The sequence below is a fragment of the Caulifigura coniformis genome, assembly GCF_007745175.1.
In the GTDB taxonomy this organism is placed as follows: domain Bacteria; phylum Planctomycetota; class Planctomycetia; order Planctomycetales; family Planctomycetaceae; genus Caulifigura; species Caulifigura coniformis.
The window spans coordinates 2,030,731-2,047,538 of sequence record NZ_CP036271.1 but is presented as its reverse complement, the minus strand read 5'-3'; the positions used below and the strand labels follow the sequence as shown (position 1 = coordinate 2,047,538).

Below are 16,808 nucleotides of genomic sequence, written 5' to 3'. Positions count from 1 at the left end.
TCGCGTCAGAAGTCGTACCAGATACCACCGCCGAGCATGTTCTCTTTGCGGTCCCCCAGCTCCCACTGCAGCGACGGGCCGCGGTAGTACTGCATACCGACTCGGAATGTGTGGTTCGTCTTGGCGCTTCGCCACTGCCATCCACTCTGGACGGTGAGGCTCGTTGCCCAGTTGTAATCTTCGCGGGTGTGTCCGTTGATCGCCGCGAACGGCGCTCCGGGCCAGCCGGTCGTCATCGGGCTGTACTGCACGCCGTATTGGAACTCGAGAGGCTCCGCCCCGTCCTCGGCGTTGAATGCATAAGCAAGTTCGCCGTAGACGGAGAAGTCCTCGAGGAAATACTGCGTGATGCCGATGATGCCCGCGTCCCGCACGTAGTTGATGCGGACGAACGCCGGATTGTTGATCAGGAACTCGTCGCCGGCGTGGGACGACAGGTGGTAGTAGCCGGCTTTCACGGCGGTGTCGCCATACCGCCAGGTGCTCAGCAGCCCGACGCGGAAATCGACGGCCTCGAGCGGTGACGACGGATCCTGCGGGATCACGCGGGGGAGCGCCGCTCCTTCAATATCGAACTGCCAGCCTTCCGGGTGCAGCACGTCTTCCGTGCCGTAGCGCACCACGCCGACCCTTCCGCCAAGCGCGTTCTCCCAGATCAAACCGCGTTTGCTGTCCTGCATCCAGACGGTTGAGATACGGGCTTCTTTGGCCCCTGCCAGGTACGACTTGTACAGCAGCCCCACCGGGGCGAGCTGCCAGTGGTCATCGGAGTTCCCCGCAACCGCCTGCGCGAGTTCAATCCGGCTCGATTCGTAACTCCGGGCCGGGATCGAGGCGTCCGCCGTGGCCACATCTTCCGACTGGAAGGTGGAGAATCCGGCTGCCGTGGTCGTCCAGTCGCGCTGCTGGGCGGCGGCATCACGGCCCGACGCAGGCTGCGGAAATTCGGCGCGTGCCGCGGGGTGACTGGCCAGCGAGGCCGTGAGCACCACGAGGGGGCCGATCCAGTGTTTAATTGCCGTGAGGCCATCCATTTCGGCACAAGTCCTAATTTGCGAACGCCCGGAATGACTCCGACGTTCGTATCGGACCGCGCCGCCGCGCAACTCCGGGTGAGGAACAGCACGATTGCTCGCGAAAAGAATCTTCTGCCGGACGTGCCGGGTGTTCCGGTTGTAGAGGTCAAGCCGCAAAGTCGGCGCGCTCTGTACCAGTCAGGGGCAGTTTGACGGTTGGCCGTGCAAGGCGATCCCGGCGCGTGGCGGCGACTCCGCAGCCCGATCGCGGCGTCGCGGCGCGCCTTTCCCCGGTCCCAAAGAACCCTTCTTCTTCCGGAACCTCAACGAGCAGCTGGATTTCCGGTCCATTTCACCTTGCCGATGCCGATACGGTAAATTAGAACAGCAGTGGACTATGTTCAGTAGATCGCAGGGCCACTGTCCGAAGGAGCGAGAACCACCCATGAACGACCGCCCGACACTCACGACACGGCAGCGCGAAATCTACGAGTTCATCAAGGACAAGATCATGAATCGCGGCTACGGCCCGACGGTTCGTGAAATCGGCCTGCACTTCGACATCCGCTCTCCCAACGGGGTGATGTGCCACCTCAAGGCGCTCGAGAAGAAACGCCTCATCACCCGCGAACATCACATGTCGCGGGCGATCCAGCTTGTCGACCAGCCCCAGAAGAAGCGCACCAGCCTTCCGCTCGCGGGACAGGTCGCCGCCGGCTCCCCCGTCCTCGCCGTCGAGAACCAGGAACGGATCGATTTCGCCGACCTCTTTCGCGATGAAGGGCAGTACTGCCTGAAGGTGAAGGGGGACTCGATGATCGAGGCCCATATCGCCGACGGCGACTACGTCATCATCCGCCAGCAGAACACCGCCCACGATGGCGAAATCGTGGTTGCCCTCGTCGACGGACAGGATGCCACCCTCAAAACCTTCTACAAGGAACGGAACCGCGTCCGCCTCGAACCGGCCAATGCCCGGCTCAAACCGATCTATGCCACCGATGTCCAGATCCTCGGCGTGCTGGTGGGCGTGATCCGCGAGTGCTGAGCACAAGCGACGCGGATTCGTCGATACCTTTCGACGGCGTACCGCGACTCGACGGTGCACCGTGAAGGGGAATTCCCGGCCCTGGGTGGCCCCGTCAGACTCTGCTGCTGACCATCTCCCCCTGTGAAACGTATGATGGGACGACCGAAAAGGAGTCTCCTTCGTGCGTGTTCCAACTCCAGCTTCAAAACGCGAACGCGTGGGCGGCGCCTGCGATGGTCGTGCAACACGGATGGCATGCCGCTGGCTGATGGGGCTGCTGACGGCGCTGGCCGTCTGGGGGCCGCACCCCGCTTCAGGCCAGGTCTTCGTCGATGACGACCTGGAAGCGAGACGTCAGCGTCGCGAAGCCCACTCGCCGCGGATCGAGAACGCGCTGCTCCAGGCGAACGCGGTCCAGAAATCGAACCCCGATCTCGCGCTCGACATCCTGCAGAGTATCTTCGACGCCCCGGAGGATTCGTATTACGAAACGCCAACGGGTTGCAGCGTGAAGGATGCGGCCGAGGCCGTGTTGCTCGCCGACCCGGAAACGCTCCTCAAAGCTTACGAACGGCGCTTCGAGTCCGCAGCCAGCGGCCTGCTCGAAAAGGCCCGTCGCCAGGAAGGTCTTGCGGCCCGGCGCGAAGTCGTCCGCAGGTATGCGCTCACCGCCGCCGGGCGCGCTGCCATGATGGAACTTGCCCAGGCCGCCTGCGACTCGGGCGACGCGGCGACGATGCTCCGGATCGCTTCCCGGCTGCGGCGAACGCCAGATGCCATCCAGGAATTCGAGCCGCAACTCAGCCTGATGGAAGTCTGGGCTCACCGCGAGATGCGGAACAACGACGCCGTCCGCGCCCGGCTGGACGACCTGAAACAACGTTTCCCGGAAGCCCTCGTGCTCGATGGCCGACGCGTCCCCTGGTTCAACGACGATGCAGGCCGCGAACGCTGGCTGGAAACCCTCCTGCCCGCCATGGGACCGAGTGATCCGCCGCAGGGCCTCCCCTCGTGGCCGATGGCACACGGTGATCGACGCCGCAACGGCGTCGCGTCGCAAACCCCTCCATTTCTCGATACGGCCTGGAAGGCCCCCCTGGCCGACCAGTTCGACGACATTCGTAAATACGACGATCCCTGGAACGATGCCGACATCAAGCTGGTGAACCAGGCTGCGGCCGATGTCGAAGCCCGCTTCCGGAAGGACGGTCTCAATCCGCTTCCCGTGGCCGCGCCGCTCGTCACGGAGAATCTCGCGATCGTCGCCGGCTTTGGCACGGTCAAGGCTTTTGACCTCAAGACGGGCGATCTCCAGTGGTCGTCCGAGCCCGTCGACCAGACTCTGGCTGCCCTGCTCGCCGGAACGGATTCCTTCCTGCGCACGCCCCGGACGCAATTGATGCAGCAGTTCGTCGGGCAGCGCGCATACCGCGATCATGTCGACGCCGCACTCAGCACGGACGGCCAGCGGGTCTATCACGTCGGACACAGCGGCCTGGTCGGGCTGCAGCCGAACGCCGGCGCTCTCCCGGTTTCGAATCGCGGCGCCAGCCCGCTCCTTCCGCGAAACTACAATCATCTGCAGGCGTATGACCTCCAGGGGGGCCGCTGCCTCTGGTCGATCGGAGGCCCGCCGAGGCGACTCGATGCTGCCTTCGATGGCCCCCAGGACGAGTTCAGTTTCGACGGCGCCTTCTTCCATTCCGCGCCGATTCCCTGGGACGGCCAGCTGCTGTGCGTCGTGGAACAGTCCCGCCAGCTTCGAATCGTTGCCATCGACCCCGGGACGAATCCTGAAACCGCCCCGCCCCTCTGGTCGCAGCCCCTGCTGAACTCGGATCTCGACCTGGTCTACTCCTCGGAGCGCCGGTTTGCGGGAGTGAACGTCGCGCTCGATGGCTCCACGCTCGTCGCGGCCCTCGGCAACGGCACGGTCATCGGATTCGATGTCGCCGACCGTCGCTGGCTGTGGCTGACCACCTACGCCGATCCGCAGCCCGTCGACTACCGCCGCATGTTGCAGGTCAATCGCATCGGCCGCTCCGTCAATGACAACGTCAACCTCGACGTCACGCTGGATGTGAAGGAATGGTCCGACACGAGAACGCTTTTCGCAGGCCGCAATGTGCTTGTGACCCCCGCGGACGATTCGCGGCTCCTCTGCCTGGATCGTGAATCGGGCAAGCCCCTCTGGACGCGGCCCCGCGAGCAGGCCATGTCACTGGGGGGCGTGCACGACGAGGTCATTCTGCTGGTCGGGAAATCGGACATTCGAGGGCTCAGCCTGAAGAACGGCGAGACGCTCTGGACGACGTCGATTCCCCCCGCGAGCGGCCGCGGCATTCGCATGGGGGGCCGTTACGTGCTGCCACTGTCGACGGCCGAAGTCCTGACCGTCGACATCACCTCGGGAGCGCCCTGCGCCCGCTCGCCACTCGCCTCTGGCGAACCGGCCGGTAACCTCGCTGCGGCCGGCGGAACGCTCGTCACCCAGACCGGCTCCGGATTCCGCGTCTTCCGCTCCTCGGGGGAGATCACGAATGACATCAAACAGCGACTGGCGCAGAACCCGGGTGATCCCGTCGCGCTCGCGCTCCGCGGCGAGGTCAAGCTGCATGCCGGCGACATCACCGGCGGCGAGCAGGATCTGAAAGCGATCAACGATCCGCCCCCCCGCATCAAACAGGTGCTGGCATGGACGCTGGTGAACGGTCTCGAACGCGACTTCGGGCTGTACTACACGCCCGAACTGAAACTGGATGACCTGCCCGCCGATGCCGGCCTCCGCGCACAGGCGTGGGCGGCCGTCTCGAAGGGTTTGCAGGCGCGGAACGACCTGCCCGGCGCTCTCCTCGCCGCTCTCCGCGGAGGCGAAGGAATCAACCCGCTTGCCGATCGACTTCTCGATCGCGACGACTCCCTGCGCGTCCGCGAAAACCGCCTGGTTCGCGGACGACTCGATGACCTCTGGGCCAGTATGTCGCCCGAGCAGCGCGGTGAATCGATCGATCGCGTGCGCGAGCGTGTCCGTCAGCTCGACTCCGCCGCGCCGGAGTACTTCCGTCTGCATGAGATGTTGACCGACAGCATCCTGCCGGACGATCTCGAACTCGACTACCTGCTTCGAAAGACGCTCCACGTCGCCCTCCTGGAGCAACGACTTCTGCGTCTTCGTCAGTCGGAAGACGCCCGGGTGGCGGCCCGGGCGAACCTCGAACTTCTGCGCATCGCCACGCAGGAGCCCCGTATGCGCCCGTCGGCATTGATCGTCGGAGACCTGACGGGCCGGCTGAAAGATGTTCTTCTGGACGACGGGAAGACGGCTGGCGAGTTGGCCCAGTCGCTCCTGAATCAGCCCGACTTCCTCAAACGGCAGGAAAACGCGAGAACGCTCTCCGGCGAACTGGTCGCGACGGGGCTCGATGATACGTCGGGCATTTTCGATCTCCCGGCCTCGCTAGGCGAATTCGGTCAGCGCTCACCGATCCTCCAGGGGTGGTCGTTCGCTTCGGATGCCATGCAGGCGCAGCTCACGGTGACCGACGCCCGCGGGGCGATCATGATGCAGGAGCGGATCAATCACGCGATGACCGGCCTGACGCCCCGCGTCAGCACCAGTGGTCGGCTGGCCCTCGCCGAGACGGCGGACGGCTTCCGCATCCTGAACGTCGTCGCCAACGAGACCGTCATCAGTGCAACGCTCAGCTCCGAACCGTTCGAGCCGTTCTTCGGCGGGAATATTGCCGGCCGCGTGCCGGTCAATGGACGTCGCGGCGGCAGCACTCGCCCGGTCGCCCCCCTGCGTCCGGAGCATCTGGCCTACATCAAAGGAGCTCAGCTGCTGGTCGTCGATCCCCTGACCGGACGCGAACACTGGGCGCGGACCGTCGAACCCAACCTCGATATCAGCTCAGACGCCGATTACATCGCCACCCAGGATGCGCGCGGACGTATCCAGGTCTATCGCGCCAGTGACGGGCGGCGCGTGCGCGAGGCGACGCTCCCGCCCGGCGGCATGCTGTACCCCGACTACCGGCACGACGTCCAGCGCCTGATCCGATTGCAGGAGAAAGACGCCGTGCAGGTCGGCCTGTTCCACCCGGCGACGGAAACGTGGACCTGGCAGAGGAAGTTTCCGAACGAGACGCGGTTTGACGTCCTCGACGGACGATCCCTCTGCGCGCTCGAGCCCGGTGGTGGGTTCGTCATCCTTGCGGAGGACGGACATGAAATTGTGAACACGCGACTCGAGGCGCCGGCCGATCTTCAGGCGATGGAAATCTTCCAGGACGGCGCACGGATCTATGTCGTCGCCGTCCGCTTCGGTGGCGTCAGCATCCTCTCGAGCATTCCGCGGGGGCCGCAGCGACCGATCTCGGCCCGGCTCATCGCGGTGCAGCGCGAGGATGGCAGAACGCTGTGGGCACGGGACTTCGATCGCATGGTTCTCGATCCCATGCAGCCCGGGCAGTGGCCATTCCTTCTGGCGACCGCCGCCGGCGAACAGGATGAGGCCAACGAAGAACGAACTCCCTCACCGACGTGGGCCTATCTCCTCGATCGCGCGACCGGAAAGACGCTCCACGCCGCGGAACTCCCGCCGACCGGCGGTTCCCAGCGCGGCTGGAAGATCGATCCGGTGAGCGGCGCCGTCAACCTCAAGGTCGGCGGAGTCGGTCTGCAGGTCACTCCTCGCAGTGCTCCTGCACCCGCCGAGGAAGTCAAGAAGCCCGTGCCGAACCCCGAGGGCAATCCGGCCGAACCCCCGCCTCCGCCCCCCGAGGCCAAGCCTGGGAATTGATCCGGCCCACCCTGAAGCGGACTCCTCCGAAGTTCCGATCTCGTCTGCAAAGTTCGTGAGCGGACGGCGCTCGCCGCCGGTCCCATTGCCCATCACCGCCGACGATCGCCATTCCTCAACGATGAACGTCAACGTCCTCTGCGGACGCGTGTGGCGTTCATCTGAATCAGATTCGACATGAAGCGAGTCACGGCGCAGGCTCAATGCCGATCTCTGTGATGACCGCCGCGTGGTCGCTCCGCCAGTTCCAGCGGCGCACGCAGCCGACAGGCTTCAGTCCCTTGCTGATCCACATCTGGTCGAGCGACAGGACTGGCGCCGGAACGGGCCACGTCGGCAGGTAACCCTCGCCGGCCGCTTCAAAGGCCTCGGTGAGCCCTCCGGCCCGCAGTTTCTCGACATGCAGCGAGTCCAACGGCGTATTGAAATCTCCCGTGCAGATCACTGGATGCGGACAGCCTGCGATCCGCTCGGCCAGTTCGCGGAAATGCGGCTCTCGCTGATAGAGGGTGTTTGAAGCCATGTCGCAGCCGAACACCGTCCACGTCCCCCACGGAGTCGCCAGGTCGATCTCCCGGATCCGGCTTTCAGTCTTCTCCGATCCGAACTGGTACGCCCGTGCGTCCCCGCCCGGCCAGCGCGACACCAGGACGATCCCGCCCCCCAGCAGGAACACATGATGCTCCGGGAACGCTGACTTGAAGATGGCCCGCACATCAATCCGGCTGGGGTCCGCCTCCACGAAAAGTGCGATGTCCGGTTCGTGCATCGCGGCCGCCTTCGCCAGCCCCTCCAGTCCCCAGCGCCCGTGCGCGAGATTCCAGGTCATCGCCCGCACGTCCCCCGCTCCCCGCGCTGATGGACCGGTTCTCCACGATGTGGAAAACCAGATCCCCGCGCAGGCGACTGCCACCAGCCCCGTCACCCACGCCAGCGGGCGGGCGGCTCGACGCCTCCTCAGCCAGACCGCCGAGAGGCATCCCAGAACGAAAAGAATCGACCACGGGGTCGCATAGTAGAGAGTGTTGGCGACCACCCAGCGGTCCCGGACGGTCAGCCGTACGGCCAGCCCCAGGACGAACAATGCGACGGCGCACTTCCCCGCGATCCCGGGGATTCTTCTCCACCAGGAACGCCTGGTTGCTGCGGATTCATTCGGCATCGGGAAAGTCTGAAAAGATCGCCCCGGCGGCGAAAGGCCAATGGTCAGGGCCCGTTCCAGCAGAAAACTCTTGCCCGGGCGGCCTTCCCCCACTTTGCGCGCAACCCTGCACGCAATACTGGAGGGGACGACAAACATGATCACCCGGAACCCGCCATACACTCGAATTCCGCAACTCGCCGACCGTTGCAGAACCGCCAGCCGGCCAGCGGTCGCGGGCAAAGAGGGCAACAGGAGCCACCCGCCCCCTGGCCCCGTTCTTCTTGGTCGTGTTGCCCGCGCACACCAGCCCTCAGGCCCCCGAAACACTCGTCGCCATTCCGGGAAGAGGACCAATTCCAGGTGATTGGCCCCTCCCGGCTTTCGCTTCGGGCCGCTCTGTCCTACGGTCCGCGTTTCGCATTCTCAGCTTTCCGCCATGACCGCCGCTCAACTTCCCCGCATCGTTCTGAAGCCTCGCCGCGCCGGGCCGTTTTTCAAACGCCATCCCTGGGTCTTCGCAGGCGCGATTGATCGCGTGGAAGGGGACCCCGTTGCCGGCGACGTCATTGATGTCGTCTCCAACGTCGGCAATTTCGTCGCCCGCGGACTCTACAACCCGGTCAGCCGCATCCGGGCCCGGCTCTACACCTGGGACGAATCCGAATCTCTCGACGACGATTTCTGGCGCACGCGCATTGAACGGGCGATCGAACTCCGCCTGCGGATGTACGGCGGAACGCCAGCCGAACGCGCCTGCCGGATGGTCTTCAGCGAAGCCGACGGCCTCTCGGGAATGACGGCCGATCGCTACGGCGACCACCTGATGATCCAGTGGACCAGCTTCGCACTGGCCCAAAGACAGGCGGTCATCCTCGAAGCACTCAAGCAGTCCCTCAATCCGAAAGGGATCTGGCTGAGGACCGAGAAGGGAATCGGCGACATGGAGGGGCTGGAGATCCGTGACGGTCTTCTGGACGGCGAGCCGCCGCCGCGCCCCATCGTCTTTGAAGAGAACGGACTGCAGTTCGCCGTCGACGTCGTCGAAGGCCAGAAGACCGGCTACTTCTTCGACCAGCGAGAAAACCGGAAAGCCGCCGCAGACTACGCCCGGAACGCGTCCGTGCTCGACATGTTCTGCTACTCCGGCGGATTCGGAATCGCCGCGGCCGCGCTGGGCGGGGCACGCGAAGTTCTGTGCGTCGATTCGTCCCAGGCGGCCCTCGACATCGCCCGCGCCAACGCCGAGCGGAACGGCGTCGCCGATCGCATGCGGTTCGAGAACTCGAACGCCTACCGCAAGCTGGAAGAACTGCAGCAGGCCGGAACGAAGTTCGATCTCATCATCCTCGATCCGCCGAAGATGGCCCGGAACCAGGGAGGCGTCGAAAAAGCGATTCGTGGCTATTTCAGCCTCAACCGCCTGGCCGTCGATCTGCTTCCGCCGGGTGGAATCCTCGTGACCTGCAGCTGCTCGGGGTTGGTCGGCCGCGGAGACTTTGAAGACATGCTCCGCCAGGTCGGGCTGCAATCGAAGCGCGGTCTGCAGATCCTGGAAGCACGCATTCAGGCGCCCGATCACCCGGTGTCACCCTACTGCGATGAGTCGCTGTACCTGAAGTGCTACATCTGCCGAGTCGTGTAGGACTTCAGGTCGCGGACTCTTCCTCGTCGCGTAAGGCAGGCGTGCTGGACAGTTCGACTTTCAGGTAGAAGCTGGCGAGCGGAATCGAAACGTCGAGAGTGGGAAACTGCACGACTTGATCGGAGGAACTGTAGGTCGTCAGTAGCCACTGCCCGTTGGGCTGGCGGGCAAAGTGCTCGACCAGCCTCTGACGCTGGGAGATGAGGACATATTCCTTGAGGGAAGGGATCGAACGATAATTGAAGAACTTCTGCCCGCGGTCGTAGCCCTCGGTGGAATCGGAAAGGACTTCGATCAAGACGATGGGATTGGTCAGCGTGTCCCGCTCCTCATCATCGAACTCAGGCTTCCCACAGAGGACGGCGACATCCGGGTAGGCATACAGGGTGCTGACCGTCCTCACCCGCATGTCGCTGGAGACGACGTTACAGTCGGTGTTGCGAAGCGCATCTCTCAATTCGCCTGAGACGTTTGCCGTGATGGTCGAGTGAGCATAGCTCGCACCGGCCATCGCGAAGATCTGGCCTGCGAAGTACTCATGTTTGATGTCCGAGCGGCGTTCCATCGCGAGATAGTCGTCGACGGACATCAGCTTGGGCGCAGCGGTCATGCTTCTCAACCTCCGGGGGAATTCCCGTTCCATCATCCCGTTTCATAAAACTCCCGGCAATCGCCGTTTGTGCCGCGTTCCTCTAAGCTGGCTGTCGTGCGGAAGGTCGTCCACTGCGGGTTGCCTTGTGGGAAGGTCTTGCGATGTCGGATTCGTCGACGGACGGCGCTCAACCTGTCCCCTCTCCCGCCGAACAGAGGCTCGTCGAGCTCCTGAAAGAGAAGCAGCCACAACTGCTTGCCTACATCAACCGGCAGCTCGGATCGCGCCTGAAACAGAAGGTGGAAGCCGAAGACATCCTGCAGGAAGCGACGATTGATGCCGTCCGCCGCGTCGCCGAATTCGAGCAGCTCCAGCGTGAGCCGTTCGGCTGGCTATGCCAGATCGCCGAGCATCGCCTCATTGACGCCCACCGACGATTCTTCCAGTCGCAGAAGCGGGCGGGAGAACGCGAGATGTCGATCGACGCCGATCGCGCCGACGACGGTGGAAAGTTCGCCGACCTGCTGGCCGTCAGCATGACCACCGCCAGCCAGGCGCTGTCCCGCAATCAGAAAGAATTCCAGTTGCAGGTCGCCCTGCAGGAACTCCCTGAGGAAACTCGCGAAGTCCTGCGCCTCAGATATGTTGACGGCCTGCAGACGAAAGAGATTGCCGAACGCCTCGGGAAAACCGACGGCGCGATCCGCGTGCTCCTCACGCGGTCCGTCCAGAAGCTTCAGGAAAAACTGACCGACGCCGGCTGACGGCACTCCGTCACCCCGCCAGGAATTTCCACAGGTCGGTCAGCTGCATCGGCACGGCGTAGGCCGCGACGACGAATACCGACAGCACCGCGATCGCCAGCATGAGATCGGTCGTCGGCCAGGGCGTCAGCCGCCTGTCGATCAGCTTGAATCGGAAATACCACGCGGCCAGGCAGATCATCGGCAGGGTGGCCCCCTGCGCAATACCGCCGATCGTGACCATGAACTTCGGATCACTGATGCTCAGATAGAGAAGCAGCGCCAGAATCGGGAAGACGATCGACAGCCGTCGGATCCAGCGGGCGCGATCCTCCGCCGTGTCGACATTCACAAGGCCGCACAGGTCGAAGCAGTCGGTCGTCAGCCGGCTGTTTGCGGCGCACGAGAGGTAGAGGGTCTTGAACAGAACGGCGCCGGCCCCGACGAGGAACAACGTGCGCGTCCACATTCCGAATGGTCCGACGAACATCTCCGCCAGCGTCGCGATCAGATCTTCCTTCCTGGGATCGAGACCCTGTGGATGCAGGACCGCTGCCCCCATCACGTAGAACGACACCGTCGAAATCGTGAACACGACCATGCTGACCCAGGCGTCGAGATGCATGACGCGGATCCAGCCTTTGGCACGCGCGGCCCAGGCGTCGCTTCCGTCGGATCGCCCCGTCGACCGGGCATAGCCCTTCTCGAGGCACCAGTAGGGGTAATAGAAGAGTTCCGTTGCGCCGACGCCGGTGATGCCGAAAACGGCGAAGGCCGCCGCGACGGCCGCCCTGGAATCCTCGCCTGGAAGGCGGAACTTCAGGCCGTCGGCCAGCTGGTGGGGATCGACCGGATACTTCGTCCACCCGAGGGCGACCGCGGCCGTGACGGTTGCCAGCGTCACCGAGACGACGATGAACGTCGTCAGCCATTCGATGCGCCGGTACGACCCGCGATAGATGAGCGCGATCGTCAGCAGGCAGATCGGGAAGGTCCACGGGATCTCGGGGTGAGCCTTGATTTCCTGCGCCAGGTCGGGGGCCGTCGCCGCCAGCCGGTCCGCGATGTCGTGGGCGACTGCTGGAAATGCGAGGTTCAGCGCCTGGGCCGTTCCGCCAGTCATCGCTCCCAGCTGGAACACCGTGCAGAGCATCATCAGGAACCACCACCACACGAGCGGGTGGCCCGAACGGGTCCGGCCCGGCAGGTCATTCAGCAGCCCCAGCGTCGGCTTGCCGGTCGAAATCGCGCAGCGGCCCAGTTCGATCTGAACGAACACCTTCACGACACAGCTGAACAGGATCAGCCACAGGAAAATGAACCCGTTCTTCGCGCCCAGGCTCGTCGTCAGGATCAATTCCCCGGAGCCGACAATCGTTCCGGCGAGGATGATGCCGGGACCAATTTTGCGAAGGGCGGCCCACGTCGACGCCGGCGGATCCTCGATCGCTTCCGGAGGAAGCGCATAAGGATCGAACGCAACGCGATCCGAGCTGGCGACGGAACTGGCCATGGAGGGCGCTTCTCACGGCAGGAGGTCGATCAGTGTGAACCGTGCAGAGTGCGGACAGACCGTCCGGAATGCAAGCCGTCCGATCGGTCACAAGCCTGTCTGTTTGCGGTTCATCGGAACCGGGAGGTTCCGTTCGTCCAGCCCGACCTGTGATCGCCGACGGTGGACGCCCGGGCCATTTCCGGGTACTCAGGCGGAATCTCCGACCATGCTCCGTGAGGCTCTGCATGTCCAGCCAACCCGCACAGGCTTCGTCTCCTTCCGGTCTCAAGGCCGTCCTTGTCGTCCCTGTCGTCCTGGCGACGCTCGTTCTCGGGCTGAAGTCGGTGATCCCCGCCCAGCGCCAACCGGCAGCGACGCTGGAATCGGATACCGAACTGCGCTGGTTCAAAGGGAACGTTCACACTCACTCCCATTGGAGCGATGGCAACGATTACCTCGAAACGATCGCCCTCTGGTATCGCGACCGCGGCTACAACTTCCTGACGTTCACCGACCACAACGTGCTCGCGAACGTCGACCGCTGGGTCGAGATCGACAAGACCAAAGGGGGCCGCGTGGCCTTCGACAAGCTGAAAGCGAAGTTCCCCGACTGGGTCGAAACGCGAACCGAAGATGGCAAGGAACAGGTGCGACTCAGGCGGTTCGACGAAGTCTCCGCGAAGTTGAACGTCGAGCGGGAGTTCCTGCTGATTCAGGGGGAAGAACTCAGCGACTTTTTCGCCAGCCCCGACTACGGCAAGCTCCCGCTCCATATCAACGCCGGCAATATCTATGAAAAACTCGCGCCGGCTGGCGGAAGCAGCGTGGCCGAAGTGATCCAGAACAACGTCGACTCGGTGAATAAACAGCGCGAGCGGACTGGCCAGGTGATGATGGTCCACCTGAACCATCCGAACTTCGGCTGGGCGGTGCGGGCGGAAGACCTGATGCGCATCATCGGTGAGCGGTTCTTCGAGGTCTACAACGGCCATCCCGGCGTGAACAACAAGGGGAACGCGGAACGCGCGTCGACCGAGAAGATCTGGGACATCGTTCTCACCAAGCGGCTGGCCGAACTCCGCTTGCCCGTGATGTACGGCCTCGCCGTGGATGATGGCCACGACTACCACAACATCCCCAGCCGCAAGAGCGAGCCGGGCCGTGGGTGGGTGATGGTGCTCGCGCCGAAGTTGACGGCGACGTCGCTGATTCTCGCGCTCGAGGCCGGGCAGTTCTACGCCTCGAGCGGCGTGTCGCTGAAGAAGGTGGAAAGCTCCGATCGGGGCCTGTCGATCGAGATCGACCCTGTGGCCGGCGAGACCTACACGATCGAGTTCATCGGCACGCGGAAGGGGTACAACCCTGTCGGGACGCCCGTGATGGGCAAGGATGGCAAGCCGTTGAACACCACCCACCGCTACAGCGACGAAATCGGGACTTCGCTCGCGAAGGTCGAAGGGAACTCGGCCCGCTACGACTTCAAAGGAGACGAGATCTACGTCCGCGCCACCATCACGTCGAGCGCCCTGCATCCCAACCCCTCCGAGGTTGGCGATTTTCAGCAGGCGTGGGTCCAGCCCGTGCTCGGCCCCGCCTGTCCGCCGCAGAACGATTAAGAACCTGTCGTCGAAAGCGAGCCCCCAGGTTCCTTCCTGAGTTCGCAGCGCCGGCATTCGTGGCGATCGGCACGATCGCTTTCAAGAAACCGGACGTCTCCCGGCGCAGCCAGTCAGTCCCTTCCGCGGATACCATGTCTGCTGATGCGATCCTGTAACATTCGTCGAGGTCGACTGTGCTCTCTCAAGCCCTCAAGTTCACTTTCTTGACGTCCCTGTGCGCCACTGGACTGGCTGCCGACGTTTCGACCGTCCCGACCGAGTCGATCGCCCGGAAGAAGGAACTTCTGTTTGAGGACGACTTCGAGGCGTCGCAACCGGCGAAGCCCTGGCATCGCGTGGTGCCGACGTTTGAGTTTGAAGGGGGCGTTCTGAAAGGAACTCAGACGCGGGCCAAGGACGAAACATCGGCCGATGGCAAGCGGGTTATCAAGGCGCACGCGGCCGTGCATGGCCTTGAGATTCCGACGCGCGACAGTGTCGTCGAAGCGAAGATCAGGTTCGATGGCGCGACGATGATTGACGTCGAGTTCGACGATCGCCAGTACAAAGACGCGCACTACGGCCACCTCTGCCGCGCACAGGTGCGCCTGAACGGCGTCACCCTGATCGACGAGCGGGACGGCAACATGCGGAACGATATCTACGAGATGAAGAAGGATCCCGCAAAGAAGGAAGAAGTGAAGAAGCTGCTCGTCGGACGCAGCGCCACGTTCCCGGCCAGGCTCGAACCCGGGAAGTGGTACACGCTGGTCGTGGAGACCGTCGGCGACGAAATGCGCGTGACGATTGACGGCAAGCCGGCCGGTTATCTGAAGTCGTCCGGAATCGCCCATCCCACAAAGTCGAAGATCGAGCTGGGCGTGGCTGGGACGAGCGGCAGCTTCGACGACCTGAAGGTTTGGAACGCGGCCCCGGCCGGGAAGTAGTTCTCAGCTCTCCTTCGCCGAGTGCAGCAGGACATAAACCCCCTGCGAACCCGCGGCACGAACGGCATCAAACAGCTTTACGGCCCGCTGTTCCATCTTTCCATCGGGCATTCGGACCGCGATGGTGATCGTGTTCTCGGGGCCGCTGCTTCGGCCACGGGCCTGCTGGATATTGGGACGTTCCCGCCGCGCACCAACGGCGAGGACCCGGAACGGTCCGATCACTTCCCGGGCGGCTGGCGACGGCGTTTCTCCCATCGGCGACGCCGGCACGGCAATCGGTTGCGGAGTCTCGAACGAGACGAGATCGCCGGGGTTGATCTGCTCAGGAATGACGGCGCGGGGATCGATGGGGACCCACCGCGCGATTTCGTCCTCGGCCAGCATGGAGGCCAGGTCCTGCTGCGTGGGCGTCGCGAGGTCCTGCCGCAGGACGATCTCCCCGCCGGCATACGGCTTGTTCGCACGGAGGCCGATGACGGCTTCACGGGCGGACCAGAGTGGAGCGGCGTCCTGCAGGTTTCCGACGCGGCTGCGTGGAATCTCGACCGGTTCGAAGTGGTCGGCTTTGAAGATGTCTCCCACGTTGAGCCGCACATCGGGCTTCACGCCGATGAAGCCCAGTCGCACTTCACTGGTCGCCAGGCTTTCGAGATACATCCAGTTGCAGAGCGCCCCGGCCAGGCCGAGCCCCGCGGCGATCAGTAGTCCGGTCAGGCCTCGCAAGAAGTCTCTCCCTATGGTCTGGATGCCGGTTGTGGCCTCAGTCGCCAGACTTGTCCCGCTTCACCCGTTCAGCCAGCGGCACGCTTCTTTGGCGTGATACGTCAGGATCATGTCGGCCCCCGCCCGGCGGATGCTGGTCAGGATCTCCAGCGTCACCCGCTGTTCGTCAATCCAGCCGTTTGCGGCGGCTGCTTTCAACATCGCATACTCGCCGCTCACGTTGTAGGCCGCGAGGGGGACCTCCGGATGGGCGTCTTTCACGCGTCGGATCACGTCGAGATAGCTGAGAGCCGGTTTCACCATCAGCATGTCGGCCCCCTCCGCGACATCCAGTGCGACTTCGCGGAGTGCCTCGGCGCCGTTGGCCGGGTCCATCTGGTACGACCGTCGATCGCCAAACTGCGGGGCGCTCTCGGCTGCTTCGCGGAACGGACCATAGAAGCCGGAAGCGTACTTCGCGGCGTAGCTCATGATCGGCACGTGCGTGAGCTGTGCCTCGTCCAGACCGCTGCGAAGCGCCTGGATCATGCCGTCCATCATGCCGCTGGGGGCGATCAGATCGGCTCCAGCCCGTGCGACGCTGACGGCTTCCTTCACAAGCAGCGGCAGCGTGGCGTCGTTGTCGACATCAGGCCTGCCGGCCGACTCGTTGATGACGCCGCAGTGGCCGTGATCCGTAAACTCACACAGGCAGACATCCGCCATCAGCAGCGTCTGCGATCCAGTCTCTTTGATCGTCCTCAGTGCCTGCTGAACAATCCCGTCGTCGGAGTAGGCGCCCGTTCCTCGGGCGTCCTTATGGTCGGGAATCCCGAACAGGATGATGGCCGGGATTCCCAGCGATTCGATTTCCTGGATCTCGGCCGGAAGCTGGTCGACGGAGAGCTGGAACTGCCCGGGCATCGAGCGGATGGGGATCCGCTGATTGGATCCTGTTCGCACGAAGAGCGGCAGGATGAAGTCGGACGGCGCCAGCCGGGTCTCACGGACGAGATCCCGCAGACGCGGATGCATGCGAAGGCGGCGAAGTCGCGTCTGGGGAAACATCAATGGCCTGGAATTCGAGTCCGCATC

Annotated in this window: 12 protein-coding genes; 6 read left to right on the top strand and 6 right to left on the bottom strand. The window is 63.9% G+C overall.

From position 1 onward, the window contains the following. Positions 1–5: 5 nt before the first annotated feature. Positions 6–1,034 (bottom strand): DUF1207 domain-containing protein, encoded by a 1,029-nt coding sequence (locus Pan44_RS08130; RefSeq protein ID WP_145029008.1) that lies wholly within the window; start codon positions 1,032–1,034, stop codon positions 6–8. 427 nt (positions 1,035–1,461) lie between these two features. Here Pan44_RS08130 and lexA point away from each other — a divergent pair, with 427 nt between their 5' ends. Together lexA and Pan44_RS08120 are read left to right on the top strand one after the other, a co-directional pair. Beyond that, on the top strand, positions 1,462–2,064 hold the full coding sequence (gene lexA, locus Pan44_RS08125; protein ID WP_145029006.1) for a transcriptional repressor LexA: 603 nt from the start codon (positions 1,462–1,464) through the stop codon (positions 2,062–2,064). 232 nt (positions 2,065–2,296) lie between these two features. Continuing rightward, positions 2,297–6,847, top strand: a complete 4,551-nt coding sequence (locus Pan44_RS08120; RefSeq protein WP_145029004.1) for an outer membrane protein assembly factor BamB family protein — start codon at positions 2,297–2,299, stop codon at positions 6,845–6,847. A 187-nt stretch (positions 6,848–7,034) separates the two neighbouring features. On the opposite strand, the gene Pan44_RS08115 is transcribed toward Pan44_RS08120, so the two are convergent. Continuing rightward, positions 7,035–8,009 (bottom strand): endonuclease/exonuclease/phosphatase family protein, encoded by a 975-nt coding sequence (locus Pan44_RS08115; RefSeq protein WP_145029002.1) that lies wholly within the window; start codon positions 8,007–8,009, stop codon positions 7,035–7,037. Positions 8,010–8,427: 418 nt separating this feature from the next. Between Pan44_RS08115 and Pan44_RS08110 the strand changes: the two genes are divergently transcribed. Continuing rightward, positions 8,428–9,633, top strand: coding sequence for a class I SAM-dependent rRNA methyltransferase (locus Pan44_RS08110; RefSeq protein WP_145029000.1), 1,206 nt, complete (start codon positions 8,428–8,430; stop codon positions 9,631–9,633). A 4-nt stretch (positions 9,634–9,637) separates the two neighbouring features. Here Pan44_RS08110 and Pan44_RS08105 read toward each other — a convergent pair whose 3' ends face one another. After that, complete coding sequence (locus Pan44_RS08105; protein ID WP_145028998.1) at positions 9,638–10,243, bottom strand: Uma2 family endonuclease; 606 nt, start codon at positions 10,241–10,243, stop codon at positions 9,638–9,640. A gap of 143 nt (positions 10,244–10,386) precedes the next feature. Here Pan44_RS08105 and Pan44_RS08100 point away from each other — a divergent pair, with 143 nt between their 5' ends. After that, a complete protein-coding gene (locus tag Pan44_RS08100) occupies positions 10,387–10,989 on the top strand; it encodes a sigma-70 family RNA polymerase sigma factor (protein ID WP_145028996.1) in 603 nt (200 codons plus the stop codon). Positions 10,990–10,999: 10 nt separating this feature from the next. On the opposite strand, the gene Pan44_RS08095 is transcribed toward Pan44_RS08100, so the two are convergent. Beyond that, on the bottom strand, positions 11,000–12,481 hold the full coding sequence (locus tag Pan44_RS08095; protein WP_145028993.1) for an Nramp family divalent metal transporter: 1,482 nt from the start codon (positions 12,479–12,481) through the stop codon (positions 11,000–11,002). Between the two features lie 227 nt (positions 12,482–12,708). Between Pan44_RS08095 and Pan44_RS08090 the strand changes: the two genes are divergently transcribed. Both Pan44_RS08090 and Pan44_RS08085 read left to right on the top strand, forming a co-directional pair. Beyond that, on the top strand, positions 12,709–14,079 hold the full coding sequence (locus tag Pan44_RS08090; protein WP_145028991.1) for a CehA/McbA family metallohydrolase domain-containing protein: 1,371 nt from the start codon (positions 12,709–12,711) through the stop codon (positions 14,077–14,079). A 176-nt stretch (positions 14,080–14,255) separates the two neighbouring features. Continuing rightward, positions 14,256–15,008: a hypothetical protein gene (locus Pan44_RS08085; protein WP_231754253.1), complete on the top strand. Its 753-nt coding sequence runs from the start codon at positions 14,256–14,258 to the stop codon at positions 15,006–15,008. Positions 15,009–15,011: 3 nt separating this feature from the next. On the opposite strand, the gene Pan44_RS08080 is transcribed toward Pan44_RS08085, so the two are convergent. Together Pan44_RS08080 and hemB are read right to left on the bottom strand one after the other, a co-directional pair. Next, entirely contained in the window at positions 15,012–15,734 is a 723-nt protein-coding gene (locus tag Pan44_RS08080; RefSeq protein ID WP_145028989.1) for a CpaB family protein, read from the bottom strand. Positions 15,735–15,794: 60 nt separating this feature from the next. Next, positions 15,795–16,781, bottom strand: a complete 987-nt coding sequence (gene hemB, locus Pan44_RS08075; protein ID WP_145028987.1) for a porphobilinogen synthase — start codon at positions 16,779–16,781, stop codon at positions 15,795–15,797. Between the last annotated feature and the right edge of the window lie 27 nt (positions 16,782–16,808).